This is a genomic window from Streptomyces sp. NPDC004838, assembly GCF_053600955.1.
Genome location: NZ_JBSGAW010000016.1, coordinates 14,456 through 35,204, shown reverse-complemented (window position 1 = coordinate 35,204; position 20,749 = coordinate 14,456). Strand labels below are relative to the sequence as shown.

The window sequence follows — 20,749 nt, the reverse complement described above, 5'->3', positions numbered from 1 at the left end:
CTGTCCGTCGGGCCTCCGCCCGTCAGATCACCGTGCTCAGGGCGATGCGCTGCTCACCCGCGTACACATTCATATGGGGGCCGCGGAGAAAGCCGATCAACGTCAGGCCGGTCTCGGCGGCCAGATCGACCGCGAGCGACGACGGCGCGGAGACCGCGGCGAGCACCGGCAGCCCGGCCATCACCGCCTTCTGCGCCAGTTCGAACGACGCGCGCCCCGAGACCAGCAGGATCGCTCTCGACAGCGGCAGCCCGCCGTTGCGCAGGGCCCGGCCGATGAGCTTGTCCACCGCGTTGTGCCGGCCCACGTCCTCGCGGATGTCCAGCAGCTCACCCGTCTCGGAGAAGAGGGCGGCGGCGTGCAGACCCCCGGTCCGGTCGAAGACGCGCTGCCCCTCGCGCAGCCGGTCGGGCAGTGTCGAGAGCAGCGCGGGTTCGACGCGTACCGGGGGAGTGTCCGCGATAGGGAAGCGCGTGGTCGTCCGTACGGCGTCCAGGCTGGCCTTGCCGCACAGACCGCAGGAGGAGGTGGTGTAGACGTTCCGCTCCAGGGAGACGTCGGGGATCGGGACGCCCGGCGCGAGCCGCACATCCACCACGTTGTAGGTGTTGACGCCCTCAGCGGTCGCCCCGGCGCAGTACGCGATGGTCTGAACCTCGTCCGCCGCGCCGATCACTCCCTCGCTGACGAGGAAACCCGTCGCGAGTGCGAAGTCGTCACCGGGGGTGCGCATGGTGATGGCGAGCGGTTTGCCGTTGAGCCGGATCTCCAGGGGCTCCTCCGCCACCAGGGTGTCCGGGCGCGTCGAGACCGCGCCGTCCCGGATGCGGATGACTCGGCGGCGTTCGGTGACCCGTCCCATGGCGTTCGGTTCCGATTCTGTGTATGACCCCGTCGGTGTCGGTGTCGGTGTCGGTGTCGGTGTCGGTGGCCGTGTTCCGTGTCATTGTCCTGCACCGTGGTTTTCGGTCCGACGGCGGCCGTCTTCCCCTGGGATTCGGGCGAGGAGCACCGAAAATCAGTTGCAATCCTTCGGGAAGCTACAGAAAACAGGGTCCGAACCTGTCGGATCACCTGCCGTCGTACCAGTTGGTAGCGGCCAAGACTGGGATTTTCGACCGCCTGCAGGAGGGGACCCCACACATGACCGGTTCGTGTATTGCCGCACTGGGGCACTATCAGCCCGCATCGGTGCTCACCAATGAGGACCTCGCGGCCCTCGTCGACACCAGCGACGAGTGGATTCGTACCCGTGTCGGCATCCGCACCCGTCATCAGGCGTCCGACGACGAGCCGGTCGACGAGCTGGCCGCGCACGCCGCCGCCAAGGCCCTCGCCGCGGCGGGCCTTACGCCTCGGGACATCGATCTCGTCCTGGTGGCCACCTCCACCGCGATCGACCGTTCCCCGAACACCGCGGCCCGGGTCGCGGCCCGGCTCAATATGGGCTCACCGGCGGTGATGGACGTCAATGTGGTCTGCGCCGGGTTCACCCACGCCCTCGCCATCGCCGACCACTCCGTACGGGCCGGTTCCTCGAGCCGGGCTCTGGTGATCGGCGCGGACAAGATGACCGCCATCGCCGACTGGAGCGACCGCTCGACCTGCGTGCTCCTCGGCGACGGCGCGGGCGCGGCCGTCGTCGAGGCGGTGCCCGACGGCGAGGAGCCGGGCATCGGTCCGGTCCTGTGGGGGTCGTTGCCCGAGATGGGGCACGCGGTACGGATCGAGGGCACCCCGCCGCGTTTCGCCCAGGAGGGCCAGTCCGTCTACCGCTGGGCCACCACCCAGCTCCCGCCCATCGCCCGACAGGTCTGCGAGCGCGCGGGAGTGCGTCCGGAGGACCTGGCCGCGGTCGTGCTGCACCAGGCGAATCTGCGGATCATCGAGCCCATCGCCCAGAAGATCGGCGCGGTCAACGCCGTGATCGCCCGCGATGTGGTCGACTCCGGCAACACCTCGGCGGCGTCGATCCCGATGGCGTTCGCCAAACTGGTCGAGCGCGGGGAGATCAAGTCGGGCGACCCGGTGCTGCTCTTCGGCTTCGGCGGGAACCTCTCGTACGGGGGACAGATCGTCCGCTGCCCCTGAGCCGTCCACTGTCCTGAGCCGTCCCTTGCGCCTGGGCGGTCCGCACACGGGCTGCCCATGCGGTCGGGGCGGCCGTCCGCACGGATCGTTCGCCGGGTCCGAGCGGTTCTCGCCCCTGTCCCTGCCCGGTCCGGGCAGACTGAGCGCCATGGTGGCGAAGCGCAGCGCGGGACTGCTCCTGTTCCGTGGTCGGGGTGCCGGGACCGAAATCCTCATCGGTCATATGGGAGGGCCGCTGTGGGCGGCCAAGGACGAGCGGGCCTGGTCGGTGCCGAAGGGGGAGTACACCCCGCAGGAGGAACCGATGGCGGCGGCGCGGCGGGAGTTCCAGGAGGAACTCGGCCTAGCGCCGCCCGACGGCGAGTGGCTGCCGCTCGGCGAGAACCGTCAGTCCAGCGGCAAGATCGTCACTCTCTGGGCGCTGGAGGGCGATCTCGACATCGGCCTCATGGCGCCCGGCGTCTTCCGCATGGAGTGGCCGCCGCGTTCCGGCCGGATCCAGGAGTTCCCGGAGATCGACCGTGCCGAGTGGACCGGTGTGCCCGCGGCGCGGGTGAGGCTGGTGGCCGCGCAGCTGATCTTCCTCGACCGGCTGGAGGCACTGCTGCGGTCCGCCGGCTCATGAAGGGCTTCCCTCCGCGTGACCTGGCTTCCCTCTTGATCGTCCTCGCAACGACCCGGCTTTGTCCCGAGTGTGGAAAAAGTTGGGCGCAATCTCTGCTCAAGTCCTTCCCAGTTACTGCAAGCGCTGCTACGTTCCCCTCGAAAGCCTGATCAGTCAGGGCCGTATGGGTCCCCATGCCGATGGCCAGGGGAGGGGAGGGGCATTGAGACGCATGACCGCTCGACCCGCTAACGCGCACCAGGCGCGGCTGCTGAGGCTGCTGCGCGACGGGGGCCCCAATTCCCGCGCCCAGCTCGGCGATCTGGTGGATCTCTCGCGGTCCAAGCTGGCCGTCGAGGTCGACCGGCTGCTGGAGACCGGTCTGGTCGTCGCGGACGGGCTCGCCGCCTCACGCGGCGGGCGGCGCTCGCACAACATCCGGCTCGCGCCCGAACTGCGCTTCCTCGGCGTGGACATCGGCGCGACGTCGATAGACGTCGCCGTCACCAACGCGGAGCTGGAGGTGCTCGGGCACCTCAACCACCCGATGGACGTCCGAGAGGGTCCGGTCGCCATCTTCGAGCAGGTGCTGTCGATGGCCGCCAAGCTCAAGGCCACCGGCCTCGCCGAGGGCTTCGACGGCGCGGGCATCGGAGTGCCCGGCCCGGTCCGCTTCCCCGAGGGCGTCCCGGTCGCGCCGCCGATCATGCCCGGCTGGGACGGCTTCCCCGTACGGGAGGCGCTCAGCCAGGACCTCGGCTGCCCCGTCATGGTCGACAACGACGTGAACCTGATGGCGATGGGGGAGCAGCACGCGGGCGTCGCACGCTCGGTGGCCGACTTCCTCTGTGTCAAGATCGGTACGGGCATCGGCTGCGGCATCGTCGTCGGCGGAGAGGTCTACCGCGGTACGACCGGCAGCGCCGGCGACATCGGCCATATCCAGGTCGATCCGTACGGCCGCGCCTGCGCCTGCGGCAACAAGGGCTGCCTGGAGGCCCACTTCAGCGGTGCCGCGCTCGCCCGCGACGCCGAGGAGGCGGCCCGCAGCGGGCGTTCACCCGAACTGGCCGAACGGCTGCGGACGGCCGGGAACTTGACGGCCGCGGATGTCGCCGCCGCGGCTGCCGCGGGTGACACCGCCTCCCTCGAACTCATCCGTGAGGGCGGCAACCGTGTCGGCCAGGTCATCGCGGGACTCGTCAGCTTCTTCAATCCGGGTCTCGTGGTGATCGGCGGCGGTGTGACCGGCCTCGGTCACACCCTGCTGGCGGCCGTACGGACCCAGGTCTACCGCCAGTCACTGCCACTGGCCACCGGGAACCTGCCCATTGTGCTGGGCGAGTTGGGCGCGGTGGCCGGAGTGATCGGCGCGGCGAGGCTCATCAGCGACCATCTGTTCTCCCCGGCCTGAGAAGGCCGGCCCGCCCGGTCGGCGCGACAGCGCGAACACCGCTTGACAGTAACGACGCTTCACCCGAACGAGATTCACGGCACTACAGCACTACAGCACTACAGCACTACCGCACTACAGCACTGCAGCACTACGGCAACAAGGCATCACACGCCCACCACCGCCCCACACGGACGGACACCGCAGGACAGCCGAACCACTGGCAGTACCGAACCGCCAGCAGAAGCGAAACCACCAGTACCGCCGCACCACCGGCTCCACCCGCAGTACCGGGATCCACCGAACCGCCCGCACACCGAGCAGCGCCCCGCACCACCTCGACACCACCCCCGACCCGACCCGCACGACCATCACCGCACCCATCGATCGTCACTTTAAGTAGTCATGTGGCTGCTCAGTGCAGTGGGTAACACGTGCCACCACGCGCACGCCCCCGCACTCACCGCGAGCGCCCTCACCCATGCCTCAACGAGTGCCCCCCCACACGTAACAGACGCCGTACAGCACTGCGTACCCACGGGACACGCTCAACGGCCGTACCCGCCGAGGGGATTTGTCATGGCACCAGAACCACCCTTGCTCACCATGTCCGGGATCACCAAGTCGTTCCCCGGTGTCCGCGCGCTCGACGGCGTGGACCTGGAGGTGGCGGCCGGTGAAGTGCACTGTCTCCTCGGGCAGAACGGCGCGGGCAAGTCCACCCTGATCAAGGTGCTCGCCGGAGCCCATCAGCCCGACGGCGGCACCATCACCTGGCGAGGCGAACCGGTCTCGCTCAAGTCGCCCATCGCCGCGATGCGGCTCGGTATCGCCACCATCTACCAGGAACTCGACCTGGTGGAAGGGCTGTCGGTGGCCGAGAACGTCTACCTCGGCCATGAGCCGACCACCGCCGGCTTCGTCATCAAGGGCGCCGAGGCCCGATCGGCCACCACTCGGCTGCTCAAACGACTCGGCCACCCCGAGATCGATCCGGCCCGGCTCGTCGGCGAACTCTCCGCCGCGCACCAGCAGATCGTCTCCATGGCCCGCGCGCTCTCCCACGAGGTGCGGCTGATCGTGATGGACGAGCCCTCCGCCGCCCTCGACCCCGACGAGGTCGACAATCTGTTCCGTATCGTCGCCGACCTCACCTCCGACGGGGTCGCCGTCGTCTACATCTCCCACCGGCTCGAAGAGATCCGCCGGATCGGCGACCGGGTCACCGTCCTCAAGGACGGCCGGGCCGTCGCCGTGGGCCTGCCCGCCGAGTCCACGCCCACCAAAGACGTCGTCTCCCTGATGACCGGACGGAACGTCGAGTACATCTTCCCCGAGCGCCCCGTCGCCACGAACACGCGGGCCAAGGAGCCGGTGCTGAAGGTCGAAGGGCTCACCAGGACAGGCGAGTTCGAGCCCGTGGACCTGGAGCTCTATCCGGGGGAGATCGTCGGCCTCGCCGGGCTCGTCGGCTCCGGCCGGTCCGAGATCCTGGAGACGATCTACGGAGCCCGCAAGCCCACCCGAGGACGCGTTCTCGTCGACGGCGAGGCCCTGCGGCCCGGAAGCGTCCGCTCCGCGGTGAACGCCGGGATCGGGCTCGCACCCGAGGAGCGCAAGGCCCAGGGCCTGCTGCTGATCGAGTCCGTCACCCGCAACGTCTCGATCTCCACCCTCTCCCGCTTCTCCCGCGCCGGCTGGATCGACCGCCGCGCCGAGCGCGCCGCCGCCCAGAAGGCGACCAGGGAACTGTCCCTGCGGCCCGACAACCCCGACGCGGTCATCCGCACCCTGTCCGGCGGCAACCAGCAGAAGGCCGTACTGGCCCGCTGGCTGCTGCGGGGCTGCAAGGTGCTGCTCCTCGACGAGCCGACCCGAGGGGTCGACGTCGGAGCGCGGGCCGAACTCTATGCGGTGATCCGCAGGCTGGCCGACGAGGGCCTGGCCGTACTACTCGTATCCAGCGAAGTGCCGGAAGTCCTGGGCCTCGCCGACCGTGTGCTGGTACTGCGCGAGGGCAGCGTCGTCCACACGTCCGACGCCCGCGACCTCGACGAGCACCGCGTACTCGACCTTGTCATGGAAGGGAACCCGACGGCATGACGCAGCCAGCCACTCCGGCGCAGCAGGACGCGCCGACACCCCTTGTGAAGCCGCAGCCGGACAACGGGGGTTCGCGTCGACCGCTCGGCCTGCGCCTCGATGTCCGCAATCTGTCGCTCCTCGGCGTCCTCGCCGCCCTGATCGTGGTCGGAGGGATCACCAAGCCCGACGAATTCCTCGCCACGAGCAATCTCCAGCTCGTCCTCACCCAGGCGTCCATCATCGGCGTCGTCACCGTCGGCATGACGTTCGTCATCACCAGCGGCGGCATCGATCTCTCGGTCGGCGCGATGGTGGCCCTGGCCTCGGTCTGGGCGACCACCCTCGCCACCCAGGAGTACGGTTTCGCGGGCATCCTCTTCACCGCGATCATCGTGGGCCTTGCCTGCGGACTGGTGAACGGACTGCTGATCGCGTACGGCGGTATGGTGCCGTTCATCGCGACGATCGCGATGCTCGCGTCCGCCCGTGGGCTCGCCCTCCAGATCACGGACGGCAAGACACAGATCGTCACCGTGGAGTCGGTGCTCGACCTCGGTGTCAAGGACGCCTACATCCTGGGCATTCCGCCGCTGGTCCTCGTCTTCGCGGCCGTCGTCGCCGTCGGCTGGCTGGTGCTGAACCGTACGACCTTCGGACGGCGCACCTTCGCCGTGGGCGGCAACGCGGAAGCGGCCAGGCTCGCCGGAATCGACGTCAAGAGGCAGCGCCTCTATCTGTATCTCCTCTCCGGACTGTGCTGCGGCATCGCCGCCTTCATGCTGATCGTGCTCGCCGGCTCCGGCCAGAACACCAACGGCAATCTCTACGAACTCGACGCCATCGCCGCGGCGATCATCGGCGGCACCCTCCTCAGCGGTGGCCGCGGCACGATCGTCGGCTCCGTGCTCGGTGTCCTGATCTTCACCACGATCACCAACATCTTCGCCCTCAACAACCTGGAGAGCGCGGTCCAGCAGATCGCCAAGGGCGCGATCATCGTCGCCGCGGTCCTGGTGCAGCACCGCACCCTGCGGAACAGCGGCGGTGCCTGACCCGGCGGGACCCGCCGCTCCGTCACCCACACGCCGCGCCCGACGAACACCCTGACGCCCCGTCCGGCGAACACCCTGTCGCCGCGTTCGGCCAACACCCCGACACCGCGCAGGCGACGGACCACCGGCTCTCGCCGACAGACCCGGCGACCGACACACGACACACGACACCGCCCCCGGTGTCACCTCCGACAACAGCCCCTCACCCACCCTCGTCCGCCCTCGACACCCGTATCCACCCTCGACATCCCTCTCTCCCACGCCCCGCCCAGTTGAAGGGTTCATCTCGCCATGGCAGAAAAGTCATCGCCGAGCCGTAGAGGACTGCTCTTCGGCACCGCCGCGGTCTCCGCCGGCGCCCTGCTCACCGCCTGCACCAGCAATGAGCCGAAGAAGAAGGAGTCGGCGACCAACAACGCCCCGGTTGCCTCCGAAGCCCCCGGCAAGGCCGTCACCATCGGCTTCGCCGGACCGCAGGCCGACCACGGCTGGCTCAACGCCATCAACGACAACGCCAAGTCGCGGGCGAAGAAGTACTCCGACGTCACCCTGGAGACCACCGAGGGCTCCAACGACACGGCCGCGCAGATCGGTCAGGTCCAGACCCTGATCAACAAGAAGGTCGACGTCCTCGTCATCCTCCCCGCCGACGGCAAGGCCCTCACCCAGGTCGGCCTCCAGGCGATGAGGGCGGGCATCCCGGTCATCAACCTCGACCGGATCTTCGCCTCCCCCCAGGCGTACCGCTGCTACGTCGGCGGCGACAACTACGGCATGGGTCTCAACGCCGGCAACTACATCGGCCAGCAGCTCAAGGACAAGCCGAACGCCAAGGTCATCGAGCTGGCCGGGCTCGACAACCTCGAACTCACCAAGCAGCGCACCCAGGGCTTCGACGACGCCCTGAAGAACTACCCCAACATCAAGAAGGTCGCCCGCCAGGCCGCCGACTTCACCGTGGAGTCCGGCCAGGCGAAGATGGCCCAGCTCCTCCAGGCGCAGAGCCAGTTCGACGCGCTGTGGAACCACGACGACGACCAGGGCGTGGGTGCGCTCCGCGCCATCGCCCAGGCAGGCCGCAAGGACTTCCTGATGGTCGGCGGCGCCGGCGCCAAGTCCGCGATGGACGCCATCAAGGCCGACAACAGCGTGCTCAAGGCGACCGTGCTCTACCCGCCGACGATGGCCGCGTCCGCCATCGACGTCGCCCGCGCCGTGGCCCAGGGCAAGGGCATCAGCGGCCTGGCGGAGCTGGAGATCCCGAACTCGATCACCCTGTACTCCGCCGTCGTCACCAAGGACAACGTCGACCAGTACCTGCCCACCGGGTTCATCTGACCGGGCCGCCCGCCCCCACCGCGCAGACCGACGAGGAGGAATCCGTATGGAACAGAGGGACAGTGAGGCCGCTCCGCCGACACTCGGCGTCGGCATGGTCGGATACGCGTTCATGGGAGCCGCCCATTCCCAGGGGTGGCGCAATGTGAGCCGTGTCTTCGACCTGCCGATGAAGCCGGTCCTCGCCGCGATCGCCGGGCGTGATTCGTCAGCCGTGCGCGCCGCGGCCGACAAACACGGCTGGGCGGCGGCGGAGACCGACTGGCGCGCCCTCATAGCCCGGGACGACGTGCAGCTGGTCGACATCTGCACACCGGGTGACTCCCATGCGGAGATCGCGGTCGCCGCGCTGGAGGCGGGCAAGCACGTGCTCTGCGAGAAGCCGCTGGCCAATACGGTCGCCGAGGCCGAGGCGATGACGGCGGCGGCCGAACGCGCCCGGGAACGCGGGCAGCTGGCGATGGTCGGCTTCAACTACCGGCGGGTTCCGGCCATCGCGTACGCCCGCAGGCTGATCGCCGAGGGGCGGCTCGGCACCCTGCGCCATCTGCGGTTCATCTACCTCCAGGACTGGCTGGTGGACCCGAAGTTCCCCCTGACCTGGCGGCTCCAGCGGGAGCACGCGGGCTCGGGAGCGCTCGGGGATCTGGGTGCGCACATCGTCGACCTCGCCCAGCACCTGGCGGGCGAGCGCCTGGTCGGAGTCTCCGCCCTGTCGGAGACGTTCGTACGGGAGCGCCCGCTGCTCGCGGGCGCGTCCGCCGGGCTCTCCGGCTCCGCGGGCGCCGACCGGGGCGCGGTCACCGTCGACGACGCGGCGCTGTTCAACGGCCGGCTCCCGTCGGGGGCGCTCGCCTCCTTCGAGGCCACCCGGATGGCGTCGGGCCGCAAGAACGCGCTGCGGTTCGAGATCAACGGCGAACTGGGATCGATCGCCTTCGATCTGGAGCGGCTCAACGAGCTGTCCTTCCACGACCACACCGAGCCCGCCGCGTCGTCCGGCTTCCGGCGCATCCTCGTCACCGAGGCGGACCATCCGTATCTGGAGGCGTGGTGGCCGCCGGGCCACGGGCTCGGCTACGAGCACAGCTTCACCCACCAGGCACGCGATCTGATCGAGGCGATTGCGACGGGAGCCGATCCGGCCCCGTCGTTCGCGGACGGACTCCAGGTGCAGCGGGTGCTCGCCGCGGTGGAGGAGAGCGCCCGGAAGAACGCCGTGTACACCCCCGTCTCGGCCGTCTACACCCCCGTCCAAGCAGAGGTCTAGGAGGCGCTCCATGCCACGCCCGTTCACTCTCTTCACCGGCCAGTGGGCCGATCTGCCCCTGGAGGAGGTGTGCCGGCTCGCCCGTGACTTCGGCTACGACGGGCTGGAACTGGCCTGTTGGGGAGACCACTTCGAGGTCGACAAGGCGCTCGCCGACCCGTCGTACGTCGCGGGGCGGCACGCGCTGCTGGAGAAGTACGGCCTGAAGTGCTGGGCGATCTCCAACCATCTGGTGGGCCAGGCCGTCTGCGACAACCCCATCGACGAGCGGCACAAGGGCATCGTGCCCGCGCGGATCTGGGGCGACGGAGAGCCCGAGGGCGTACGGCAGCGGGCCGCCGCCGAACTGAAGGACACCGCGCGCGCCGCGGCGGCCTTCGGGGTGGAGACCGTCGTCGGCTTCACCGGCTCGTCGATCTGGCATCTGGTGGCGATGTTCCCGCCGGTGCCGGAGTCGATGATCGACCGCGGATACGAGGACTTCGCCGAACGGTGGAACCCGATTCTCGACGTCTTCGACGCGGAGGGGGTGAGGTTCGCCCACGAGGTGCACCCCAGCGAGATCGCGTACGACTACTGGACGACCAAGCGGGCCCTGGAGGCGGTCGGGAACCGTCCCGCCTTCGGGCTGAACTTCGACCCCAGTCACTTCGTCTGGCAGGACCTGGACCCGGTCGGCTTCCTGTACGACTTCCGGGACCGGATCTACCACGTCGACTGCAAGGAGGCGCGCAAGCGTCTGGACGGCCGCAACGGCCGGCTCGGCTCGCATCTGCCGTGGGGCGACCCCCGGCGCGGCTGGGACTTCGTCTCGGCCGGACACGGCGACGTCCCCTGGGAGGACGTGTTCCGGATGCTGCGGTCGATCGGCTACGACGGCCCCATCTCGGTGGAGTGGGAGGACGCCGGAATGGACCGGCTGATCGGTGCGCCACAGGCGCTCGCCGATCTGAAGCGGTTCGATTTCGATCCGCCCACCGCCTCGTTCGACGCGGCCTTCGGAGGCGGCGACTAGGGCCTTCGAAGGCCGTCATAGCAGGTCAGACAGTGGGCGTGGCCCGGCGGACCGATTCGCCGCCGGGTCGGTCCGGCCTGTTCGGGTCCGTCTTTGTCCTGCGGTAGGGAAAAGTTAAGTTCCTTGCCGCACAAGGGCTTTCAGTTCTGGACGAACCCGTCTAACGTCCCAGTTGTGTACAGGACATAGGTGGTCCCCGGCGTGACGGCGCACTCCGGTTCCACGGCATCCCGCCCCGTTCTACCGGTCCATCCCCGGAGGAAATTTCGTGCACACGAACAGAAAACGACCACGAGCGCGCAGAGGTCTGGCGCTCCTGACCGGCGGTCTCCTCGCGGCCACCTCCTTCACCTTCACCGCGCCGCAGATCGCCGCCGCCGCCGACCCTGATCCGGCCCCCAATGCCGAATCGTTCCAGCAGGTCACCCTCGCCAAGGGAGCCGCCGAGACCGGCGAGCCCATGTCGATGGAGATCCTCCCGGACCGCAGCGTGCTGCACACCTCCCGCAACGGCGAGCTGCGGATGACCGACTTCGCGGGCAACACCCGCGTCGTCGGCAAGATCCCGGTGTACTCGCATGACGAGGAGGGCCTCCAGGGCATCGGCCTGGACCCCAAGTTCAGCGAGAACCGTTTCGTCTATCTCTACTATGCGCCGCCGATGGACACTCCGGCGGGTGACGCGCCCAATGAGGGCACCGCGGAGCAGTTCGCGAAGTTCGACGGAGTCAACCGCCTCTCGCGCTTCGTCCTGAAGGCCGACGGCACCCTCGACAACGCCAGCGAGAAGAAGATCCTCGACGTCCCCGCGACCCGCGGCATCTGCTGCCACGTCGGCGGCGACATCGACTTCGACGCGCAGGGCAACCTCTATCTGTCGACGGGCGACGACTCCAACCCCTTCGCCTCCGACGGCTACACCCCCATCGACGACCGGCCGGGCCGCAACCCCGCCTACGACGCCCGCCGCACCTCGGGCAACACCAACGACCTGCGCGGCAAGCTCCTGCGCATCAAGGTCAACCCGGACGCCTCGTACTCCATCCCGGAGGGCAACCTCTTCGCGCCGGGCACCGCCAAGACGCGGCCCGAGATCTACGCGATGGGCTTCAGGAACCCGTTCCGCTTCAGCGTCGACCAGAAGACCGGTACCGCCTACGTCGGTGACTACGGCCCCGACGCCGGCGCCGCCGACCCCAAGCGCGGCCCCGCCGGCGCGGTCGGCTTCGTCAAGGTCGACAAGCCGGGCAACTTCGGCTGGCCGCTCTGCAACACCTTCAAGGTCCCGTACGTCGACTACGACTTCGCGACCAAGACGTCCGGCGCCGCCTTCGACTGCGACGCGCCCAAGAACGAGTCGCCGCACAACACCGGCCTCGTCGACCTGCCGCCCGCCCAGAAGGCGTGGATCCCCTACGACGGCGGCTCCGTGCCCGAGTTCGGCAACGGCGGCGAGTCCCCGATGGGCGGACCGGTCTACCGCTACGACGCGAACAACCCGTCCCCGGTGAAGTTCCCCGAGGCGTACGACGGCGACTACTTCGCCGGTGAGTTCGGCCGCCGCTGGATCAAGCGGATCGAGCAGAACGCGGACGGTTCGGTCGCCAAGATCAACCCGTTCCCGTGGACCGGCACGCAGGTCATGGACATGAAGTTCGGTCCCGACGGCGCGCTGTACGTCCTCGACTACGGAACCGCCTGGTTCGGCGGCAACGAGCACTCGGCGCTGTACCGCATCGAGAACTCGACCGGCGGACGTTCGCCCTCGGCCGAGGCCAAGGCGGACAAGACCTCCGGCAAGGGCCCGCTGCGCGTCAACTTCTCCTCCGAGGGAAGCACCGACCCCGACGGCGACGCCCTGACGTACGCCTGGGACTTCGGCGACGGCGGCAAGTCCACCGAGGCCAACCCCTCGTACCGCTACAAGAAGAACGGCACCTACACGGCGACCGTGACTGTCAAGGACCCGACGGGCCGTACCGCGGCCGCCAGCGTCCGGATCGTGGTCGGCAACACCGCCCCGAAGGTCACCCTCGAACTGCCCGCCGACGGCGCGCTCTTCAACTTCGGCGACGAGGTTCCCTTCAAGGTCAAGGTCACCGATCCCGAGGACCAGGACGCCGGTGCCATCGACTGCACCAAGGTCACGGTCAGCTACCTCCTCGGCCATGACAGCCACGCCCACAAGCTCACCGACGCCAAGGGCTGCTCCGGCACCATCAAGACGTCCGGCGAAGGCGGTCACGACCCCAACGCCAACATCTACGGCGTCTTCGTCGCGGAGTACACGGACAACGGCGGCGGCGGCCAGGCTCCCCTGACCACCAACGACCAGGTGCAGCTCCAGCCGCGACACCGCCAGGCCGAGCACTTCAGCGCCCAGTCCGGCATCCGCACCTACGACAAGCCCGCCGCCAACGGCGGCAAGACCGTCGGCGACATCGACAACGACGACTGGATCTCCTTCAAGCCGTACAACCTCGCCGGCTCCACCAAGCTCACCGCGCGGATCTCCTCCGGCGGAGCGGGCGGCTTCCTCGAAGTCCGCACCGGATCGCCGACCGGCAAGATCCTCGGTTCCGGGCCCGTGCCCGTGACCGGCAGCTGGGAGACCTTCCAGGACATCGACATCCCGCTGAGGGCCGTGCCCAAGAAGACCACCGAGCTGTTCCTGGTCTTCAAGGGCGGCGCAGGGGCTCTCTTCGACCTCGACGACTTCGAGTTCTCCAACACCCCGCCGGACCGTACCGCCAAGCGCGTCCTCGTCTTCTCCAAGACGGCCGGTTTCCGCCACGACGCGATCCCGACCGGTATCGCGGCCCTGAAGGAACTGGGCAAGACCAGCAACCTCACGGTCGACTCCACCGAGTCCGCCGCCCAGTTCACCACCAGCAACCTCGCCCGCTACGACGCGGTCGTCTTCCTCTCCACCACCGGTGACGTCCTCAACGCCGAGCAGCAGAAGGCGTTCGAGAACTACGTCGCCACCGGCGGCGGCTACATGGGCGTCCACGCGGCGGCCGACACCGAGTACGACTGGAAGTTCTACGGCGGCCTCGTCGGCGCCTACTTCTCCGGTCACCCGCAGATCCAGCCCGCGACCGTGCGGGTCGAGAACCACGACCACCCCGCCACCAAGCACCTCGGCGAGGAGTGGGTGCGGACCGACGAGTGGTACAACTACGGCACCAACCCGCGTGAGCAGGCCAAGGTGCTGGCGTCCCTCGACGAGACCACCTACCAGGGCGGCACCATGAAGGGCGACCACCCGATCGCCTGGTGCCAGACCTACGAGGGCGGCCGTTCCTTCTACACCGGCGGCGGCCACACCAAGGAGTCGTACGCCGAGCCCGCGTTCCGCGAGCACCTGCTGGGCGGTCTGCGCTACGCCGCCGGCCAGGTCAAGGCCGACTGCAAGCCCGACAAGGGTGAGCGGACCATCTTCAACGGCAAGACCACCAACGGCTGGAAGCAGGCCGGTCCCGGCAAGTTCAACGTGGTCGACGGTGAACTCCGCTCCGAGGGCGGCATGGGAATGCTCTGGTACCAGGCCAAGGAGCTGAAGTCGTACTCCCTGAAGCTGGACTGGAAGCTCGACGGTGACGACAACTCCGGGATCTTCATCGGCTTCCCCGCCTCCGACGACCCCTGGTCGGCCGTGAACAAGGGCTACGAGATCCAGATCGACGCCACGGACGCCCCCGCGCGGACCACCGGCTCGGTCTACGGCTTCAAGTCGGCCGACCTCAAGGCCCGCGACCGGGTGCTGCGGCCTCCGGGGCAGTGGAACCAGTACGAGATCAAGGTCCAGGGTGAGCGTGTCCAGGTCTTCCTGAACGGCGCGAAGATCAACGACTTCACCAACAAGGACCCGAACCGCAGCCTGAAGGACGGTCACATCGGCCTCCAGAACCATGGAGCAGCCGACCAGGTGTCCTTCAAGAACATCACCCTGAAGGAGCTGTCCTCCTAGACGGCGCCCCAGTACGACGGCGGGCGGGGAGGCGCCGTACCCCTCGCCCGCCGTCACCCACACTTCCTCTTCTCAGCACGCCCCATCGCACCTCAACGCACCTCATTGCACTTCATTGACATCGGCAGGGAGGCAGCCGTGACGAACGACGAGGTACGCGCCGAGCGCACCGTCGAGACCACGGACACCGTCGGCAGCGCGCGCACCGTCGAGACTACGGACTCGGACACCGGGCGGGTACGCACCGGAGTCTGGTTCGTCGGCGCGCGCGGTTCGGTCGCCACCACGGCCGTCGCCGGATGCGCGGCGGTCACCGCCGGCCTGCATCCGCCGACGGGCATGGTCACCGAGAGCGCGCCCTTCGCCCAGTCACGGCTGCCCTCCCTCCCGTCCCTGGTCTTCGGCGGCCATGACACCGCCTGCTCCCCGCTGCCCAAGCGGGCCGAGGAACTGACCGCGGCCGGCGTGCTGCCGTACGGTCTCGTACCGGCGATACGCGGCGAACTGGCCACGGCCGACGAGGAGATCCGCCCCGGCGGGCCGCTGCCCGGTGACACCCGCACCGACGAGGAACTCATCGACGCCTTCGCCGCTGACCTCACCGGCTTCCGCGCCCGCCACGACCTGGCACGCGTCGTGGTCGTGAACGTCTCCTCCACCGAACCCCTCCCCGAGGAAGGCGCGGAACGGCTCGCGCCCAGCTCCCTCTACGCGGCGGCGGCGATCCGCGCCGGCTGCCCCTTCGTGAACTTCACCCCCTCCACCGGGCTGCGCACCGCCGCCCTCATGGACGCCGCCGCGGCCAGTGGACTTCCCCACGCCGGCCGCGACGGCAAAACAGGTCAGACGCTGCTCCGTTCCGTGCTCGCCCCGATGTTCGTGCAGCGCGCCCTGTCCGTACGGGCATGGTCCGGCACCAACCTGCTGGGCGGCGGGGACGGAGCGGCGCTGGCCGATCCGGCGGCCGCGGCGGCGAAGAACGCCGGCAAGGAGCGCGTCCTGACCGATGTCCTCGGACACTCCCCGCAGGGCGAGGTCCACATCGACGACGTCCCGGCGCTCGGCGACTGGAAGACGGCGTGGGACCACATCGCCTTCGACGGCTTCCTCGGCTCGCGGATGATCCTCCAGACGATCTGGCAGGGCTGCGACTCGGCCCTCGCCGCGCCGCTGGTCCTCGATCTGGCCCGTCTGGTGGCACGTGCCCATGAAGCCGGGTTCGCCGGCCCCCTGCCCGAACTGGGCTTCTACTTCAAGGATCCGGACGCGGGTCCGGCCGAGCTGTCCGAGCAGTACGGCGCGCTCCTCGCGTTCGCGGAACGACTGCGGGAGGCCCGGTGACCCTGCTCGGGCGGATATCGACGGGCGGACCGGCGGACCGGAACGAGCCGGTGCGCAAGGGATTCCCGCGTACGGAGCCCGGCGGCTCCGGGTTCGACGGCTCGGAGCGCGACGCTTCCGGGTTCGACCGCAGCGGGTCCGACGGCTCGGAACCGGACGGCTCCGGGGTCGACCGCGCAGGGTTCGACGGTACGGGGTTCGACGGTTCGGAGCCCGACCTCACGGGGGTCAGCGGCGCCAGGTCCGACGCCTCGGAGCGCGACGGCTCGGAGCGACACGGCTCCGGGGCCGACCGGACCGGGCTTGACCGCGCAGGGTTCGACGGCACGGGGTTCGACGGCTCCGGGCCTGGCCGCACCGGGTTCGACGGCACGGAGGTCGACCGCACCGGGTCCGACGGCACGGAGCTTGGCGACTCCGGGGCCGACCACACGGGGGGCGACGGTTCGGAGCCCTGCCGCACCGGACTCACCTCCACCGGACTCACCTCCACCGGGTTCGCCCCGGCCGGGTTCATCGGCCGGATGGCCGCCCGAGCCGTGTCCGGGCTGACCCGCTCGCGCCACGCCACCCCGGCCGCCGGGCGGTCGCCCGGCGATGGCGGACTTCACGGCACGGCGGCCGCCGACCCCGGCGGGACGCGTGGACGGCTCCTCGACCGGGTGACCGGTGCTGACGGCCCCTCGCAGGCGCATGCGCGGGCGCGGCGCGCGGCCCCCCGCGGCCGGATCGGCCTGCCGGGCCTGGTGACACGGCTCGGCGTGGTGACGCACCTCGGCCGAACGATTTCCGGCGGCCCCGGCCACGGAGGCGGCGGACCGCTTCCCGGCCGGGGCGCCGGGGCAGACGTCCCGGGGGTGCGGTCGGCGCGCCCCCGGGACACCGACCGGGGCACGTCCGGCCGGGACACCCTCCGGGCCTGGTCCGAACTCCTGCGCGTCTCGGCCCTGTTCACCGTGCCCGGCGACGCCCTCGCGGGCGCGGCGGCCGTCGGTCTGCGCCCCAACCGGGGCACCGCGCTCGCCCTCGGGGCCTCCCTCTGCCTCTACGAGGCCGGGATGGCGCTCAACGACTGGGCGGACCGCGACGAGGACGCCATCGATCGCCCCCACCGCCCGATCCCCTCCGGCCGCATCACCCCTCCGGCCGCCCTTGCTGCCGCCGCCGTCCTCACGGCCACGGGCCTCACCCTCGCCTCCCGCGCGGGCCGCCCAGCCCTGACGGCGGCCACCGCACTCGCCGCCACGGTCTGGGCCTACGACCTGCGCCTCAAGCACACCAAGGCGGGCCCCGCGGCCATGGCCGCCGCCAGGTCGCTGGACCTGCTGCTCGGGGCGGTGGCCACGGCGACCGCGTCAACGGCGCACCGGACATCCAACCCCCCGTCCCCGGCACCGCGCGGCGCGGTCACCGATGAATGGACCTCCGACGGATGGGCCTCCGGTGGAGGGCCCGCCGGTCGCGGAACCACCACCCTGGCGTCCGGCCGACGAAACCCGCCGCACCTCGACGGTTGCTCCCCGGCCAGCCCCTCCCTCATGGCCGCTGCCCTAGCGGAACCCGCCCCAACGGGCCCCGCTCAGGAGGCAGGGGCGGCCGTGACCGGCCCGCCGCCCGCCGAGACCGCCTCGACGACCACAGGCCCGCCCGCCTCGACCAGCGCCTCGACCACAGCCCCGACCGGCACCCTGACCAGCGCCCTGCCAGCCGCCCTCGTGCTGGGCGCGCACACCTACGCCGTGACCTCCGTGTCCCGGCACGAGGTGCACGGCGGCTCGACCCTCGTACCCCTCGCGGCGCTCGCCACGGCACTGGGGCTCGGGCTCAACGCCGTACGCGAGGGCAGACCCCTGAACACCGCCCTGGCCGGGACCTACATCCGCGCCGCCGGGGTCCCCTTCCTCCACGCCGCTCTCAACCCCTCCCCACAGCTCACCCAGGGTGCCGTCGGCGGGGGCATCCGGGCCATGATCCCGCTCCAGGCGGTGATCGCCGCCCGCGCCGGAGGAGGCGCGGGGAACGCGACGGCACTCGCCCTGACGGCGCTCGTTCCGCTCGCCCGCAAGCTCGCACGGAAGGTGAGCCCCACATGAGCACCGCCCCCACCGCCGCCCCCACCGCCGCCTCCGGGCTCCGCTTCGGCTACGGAACGAACGGGCTCACCGACCTCCGGCTCGCCGACGCCCTCGCGCTCCTCGCCGACCTCGGATACGACGGCGTCGGGCTGACGCTCGACCATATGCATCTCGATCCGCTCGCGCCCGATCTCGCCGCCCGCACCCACCACACCGCCGCCCGCCTCGCCGAACTGGGGCTCGACGTCACCGTGGAGACCGGCGCCCGCTACGTGCTGGACCCTCGCCGCAAGCACGGCCCCTCGTTGCTCGACCCGGACCCCGGCGGGCGTGCCGCCCGTACCGGACTGCTGAAGACCGCGGTCCAGGTCGCCGCCGATCTCGGGGCCCACGCGGTGCACTGCTTCAGCGGGATCACCCCGGACGGCACCGACCCCGACACCGCGTGGAAGCGGCTGGAGGAGTCCCTGACCCCCGTGGTGGAGGCGGCACAGGCCGTCGGCGTCCCCCTCGCCGTCGAGCCCGAGCCCGGCCATCTCCTCGCCACCATCGACGACTTCCACCACCTCCGCGGACTCCTCGGCGACCCCGAACCCCTCGGGCTCACGCTCGACATCGGCCACTGCCAGTGCCTGGAGGAACGGTCACCCGTCGACTGCGTACGCGAAGCCGCGCCCTGGCTGCGCCATGTCCAGATCGAGGACATGCGCCGAGGCGTGCACGAGCACCTTCCGTTCGGCGACGGCGAGATCGACTTCCCGCCCGTACTCGAAGCCCTCGCCGCCACCGGCTACCAGGGCCTGACCGTGGTGGAACTGCCCCGCCACTCCCACGCGGGCCCCGAACTCGCCCGCACCTCGATCGAATTCCTCCGTACGAAGGGAGCACCGGCATGCTGATGTCCCGCGGGGAACTCGACACCCGGCTCGCCGACGACGCCCGCGCCTGGCTCGACGAGGCCCTGTCCGAAGCCGGAAAGGCCGGCGACACCGGAAGAACCCCGAACCCCGGAACGGGGGAGAGCCCGGCAACAGCCGGCACAGCCGCGCGCCCCGGAACAGCCGCGCCCCCCGGCACGGCGGCGGACCCCGAAGCCCTCGCCCGGCCGGCAGCCCCCGCCCGCCCCGAAGGCCCCGCGAGGACATCCGGGCCGGACGCCTGGGAGATGCGCTTCGCCGCCGCCGGACGCCACTGCGGCCAGGACCACGCCGACTCCGCCCGCGTCCTCCTTCTGATCGAGGCCCGCGCGGGCGTCGACACCCTCACCCGCCTCTACCGGCAGGGCAGCGCGGCCGAGCGCCACGCGCTCCTGCTCGCCCTCCCGTACCTGGACTCCCTCACCCCGCCCGACGCCGCACTGCCGCTGATCGAGGACGCGCTGCGCACCAACGACACCCGGCTGGTCGCCGCGGCCGTCGGCCCGTACGCCGCCGAACACCTCGATCCGCACGCCTGGCGGCACGCCATCCTCAAATGCCTCTTCACCGGAGTGCCCGTCGAAGCCGCCGCCGACCTGGAGCGCCGCGCCACCGGAGACGGCGAACTCGGCAGAATGCTCGCCGACTTCGCCGCCGAGCGCATGGCCGCGGGCCGTACGACACCCCCCGATCTGATCCGTGTGCTGACCCTGACCGGTGAGCTCTCCGAGGAGTCCTGATGCGCATCTTCGACCCCCACATCCACATGACCTCCCGCACGACGGACGACTACGAGGCGATGTACGCGGCCGGCGTCCGTGCCCTGGTCGAGCCGTCGTTCTGGCTGGGCCAGCCCCGCACCTCGCCCGTCAGCTTCTTCGACTACTTCGACGCCCTCCTCGGCTGGGAGCCGTTCCGCGCCGCCCAGTACGGAATCGCCCACCACTGCACCATCGCCCTGAACCCCAAGGAGGCGAACGACCCCCGCTGCACCCCGGTGCTCGACGAGCTGCCCCGTTATCTCGTCAAGGACTCCGTCGTCGCCGTCGGCGAGATCGGGTACGACTCGATGACCCCCGCCGAGGACACCGCACTCGCCGCCCAGCTCCAGCTCGCCGCCGACCACCGGCTCCCCGCGCTGGTGCACACCCCGCACCGCGACAAGCTGGCCGGCCTCCACCGCACCGTCGACGTCGTCCGCGAATCCGCCCTCCCCCTTGAACATGTCCTGCTCGACCACCTCAACGAGACGACCGTGAAGCCCGCCGCCGACAGCGGCTGCTGGCTCGGCTTCTCCGTCTACCCGGACACCAAGATGGACGTGGACCGGATGGTCTCGATCCTCAAGACGTACGGAACCGAGAAGGTCCTCGTCAACTCCGCCGCCGACTGGGGCAGAAGCGACCCGCTGAAGACCCGCAAGGTCGGCGACGCCATGCTCGCGGCAGGCTTCTCCGACGACGAAGTGGACCAGGTCCTGTGGCGGAACCCGGTCGCCTTCTACGGCATCAGCGGCCGGCTCCAGCTCGACGTACCCGCGCCGCGGTCACTGCACGAGGGCAACTCCATCCTCCGCGGCGGGGAATGACAGAGAG

Annotated in this window: 15 protein-coding genes; 14 read left to right on the top strand and 1 reads right to left on the bottom strand. The window is 70.3% G+C overall.

Annotated features, from left to right (window positions below; translation table 11 throughout):
* Window positions 1-22: 22 nt before the first annotated feature.
* A complete protein-coding gene (fdhD, locus tag ACWEFL_RS19390; RefSeq protein ID WP_451713908.1) occupies window positions 23-862 on the bottom strand; it encodes a formate dehydrogenase accessory sulfurtransferase FdhD in 840 nt (279 codons plus the stop codon).
* A gap of 281 nt (window positions 863-1,143) precedes the next feature.
* Here fdhD and ACWEFL_RS19385 point away from each other — a divergent pair, with 281 nt between their 5' ends.
* The 14 genes from ACWEFL_RS19385 (at window position 1,144) to ACWEFL_RS19320 (ending at window position 20,742) form a co-directional block, all read left to right on the top strand.
* Window positions 1,144-2,091 carry a beta-ketoacyl-ACP synthase III gene (locus ACWEFL_RS19385; RefSeq protein ID WP_451713905.1) on the top strand — a complete coding sequence of 316 codons (948 nt, stop codon included), beginning with the start codon at window positions 1,144-1,146 and terminating at the stop codon, window positions 2,089-2,091.
* A 148-nt stretch (window positions 2,092-2,239) separates the two neighbouring features.
* Complete coding sequence (locus tag ACWEFL_RS19380; protein WP_451713902.1) at window positions 2,240-2,716, top strand: NUDIX domain-containing protein; 477 nt, start codon at window positions 2,240-2,242, stop codon at window positions 2,714-2,716.
* 211 nt (window positions 2,717-2,927) lie between these two features.
* Window positions 2,928-4,109 (top strand): ROK family protein, encoded by a 1,182-nt coding sequence (locus ACWEFL_RS19375; protein WP_451713900.1) that lies wholly within the window; start codon window positions 2,928-2,930, stop codon window positions 4,107-4,109.
* A 558-nt stretch (window positions 4,110-4,667) separates the two neighbouring features.
* The gene (locus ACWEFL_RS19370; RefSeq protein ID WP_451713898.1) at window positions 4,668-6,191 is read left to right on the top strand and encodes a sugar ABC transporter ATP-binding protein; all 1,524 of its coding nucleotides are present in this window, start codon (window positions 4,668-4,670) and stop codon (window positions 6,189-6,191) included.
* Window positions 6,188-7,225 carry an ABC transporter permease gene (locus ACWEFL_RS19365; protein ID WP_451713895.1) on the top strand — a complete coding sequence of 346 codons (1,038 nt, stop codon included), beginning with the start codon at window positions 6,188-6,190 and terminating at the stop codon, window positions 7,223-7,225. Before ACWEFL_RS19370 ends, ACWEFL_RS19365 begins: the two co-directional genes overlap by 4 nt.
* Before the next feature lie 291 nt (window positions 7,226-7,516).
* Entirely contained in the window at window positions 7,517-8,563 is a 1,047-nt protein-coding gene (locus tag ACWEFL_RS19360; protein WP_451713893.1) for a substrate-binding domain-containing protein, read from the top strand.
* Between the two features lie 46 nt (window positions 8,564-8,609).
* Window positions 8,610-9,833, top strand: a complete 1,224-nt coding sequence (locus tag ACWEFL_RS19355; protein WP_451713890.1) for a Gfo/Idh/MocA family protein — start codon at window positions 8,610-8,612, stop codon at window positions 9,831-9,833.
* Window positions 9,834-9,843: 10 nt separating this feature from the next.
* A complete protein-coding gene (locus ACWEFL_RS19350) occupies window positions 9,844-10,848 on the top strand; it encodes a sugar phosphate isomerase/epimerase family protein (protein WP_451713888.1) in 1,005 nt (334 codons plus the stop codon).
* Window positions 10,849-11,116: 268 nt separating this feature from the next.
* The gene (locus ACWEFL_RS19345; RefSeq protein ID WP_451713885.1) at window positions 11,117-14,821 is read left to right on the top strand and encodes a ThuA domain-containing protein; all 3,705 of its coding nucleotides are present in this window, start codon (window positions 11,117-11,119) and stop codon (window positions 14,819-14,821) included.
* Window positions 14,822-14,959: 138 nt separating this feature from the next.
* On the top strand, window positions 14,960-16,162 hold the full coding sequence (locus ACWEFL_RS19340) for an inositol-3-phosphate synthase (protein ID WP_451713882.1): 1,203 nt from the start codon (window positions 14,960-14,962) through the stop codon (window positions 16,160-16,162).
* 857 nt (window positions 16,163-17,019) lie between these two features.
* Window positions 17,020-18,255, top strand: coding sequence for a UbiA family prenyltransferase (locus tag ACWEFL_RS19335; protein ID WP_451714202.1), 1,236 nt, complete (start codon window positions 17,020-17,022; stop codon window positions 18,253-18,255).
* Window positions 18,252-19,136, top strand: coding sequence for a sugar phosphate isomerase/epimerase family protein (locus ACWEFL_RS19330; protein WP_451713879.1), 885 nt, complete (start codon window positions 18,252-18,254; stop codon window positions 19,134-19,136). Before ACWEFL_RS19335 ends, ACWEFL_RS19330 begins: the two co-directional genes overlap by 4 nt.
* A complete protein-coding gene (locus ACWEFL_RS19325; RefSeq protein WP_451713877.1) occupies window positions 19,130-19,894 on the top strand; it encodes an EboA domain-containing protein in 765 nt (254 codons plus the stop codon). Before ACWEFL_RS19330 ends, ACWEFL_RS19325 begins: the two co-directional genes overlap by 7 nt.
* On the top strand, window positions 19,894-20,742 hold the full coding sequence (locus ACWEFL_RS19320) for a TatD family hydrolase (RefSeq protein WP_451713874.1): 849 nt from the start codon (window positions 19,894-19,896) through the stop codon (window positions 20,740-20,742). Before ACWEFL_RS19325 ends, ACWEFL_RS19320 begins: the two co-directional genes overlap by 1 nt.
* Window positions 20,743-20,749 lie beyond the last annotated feature (7 nt).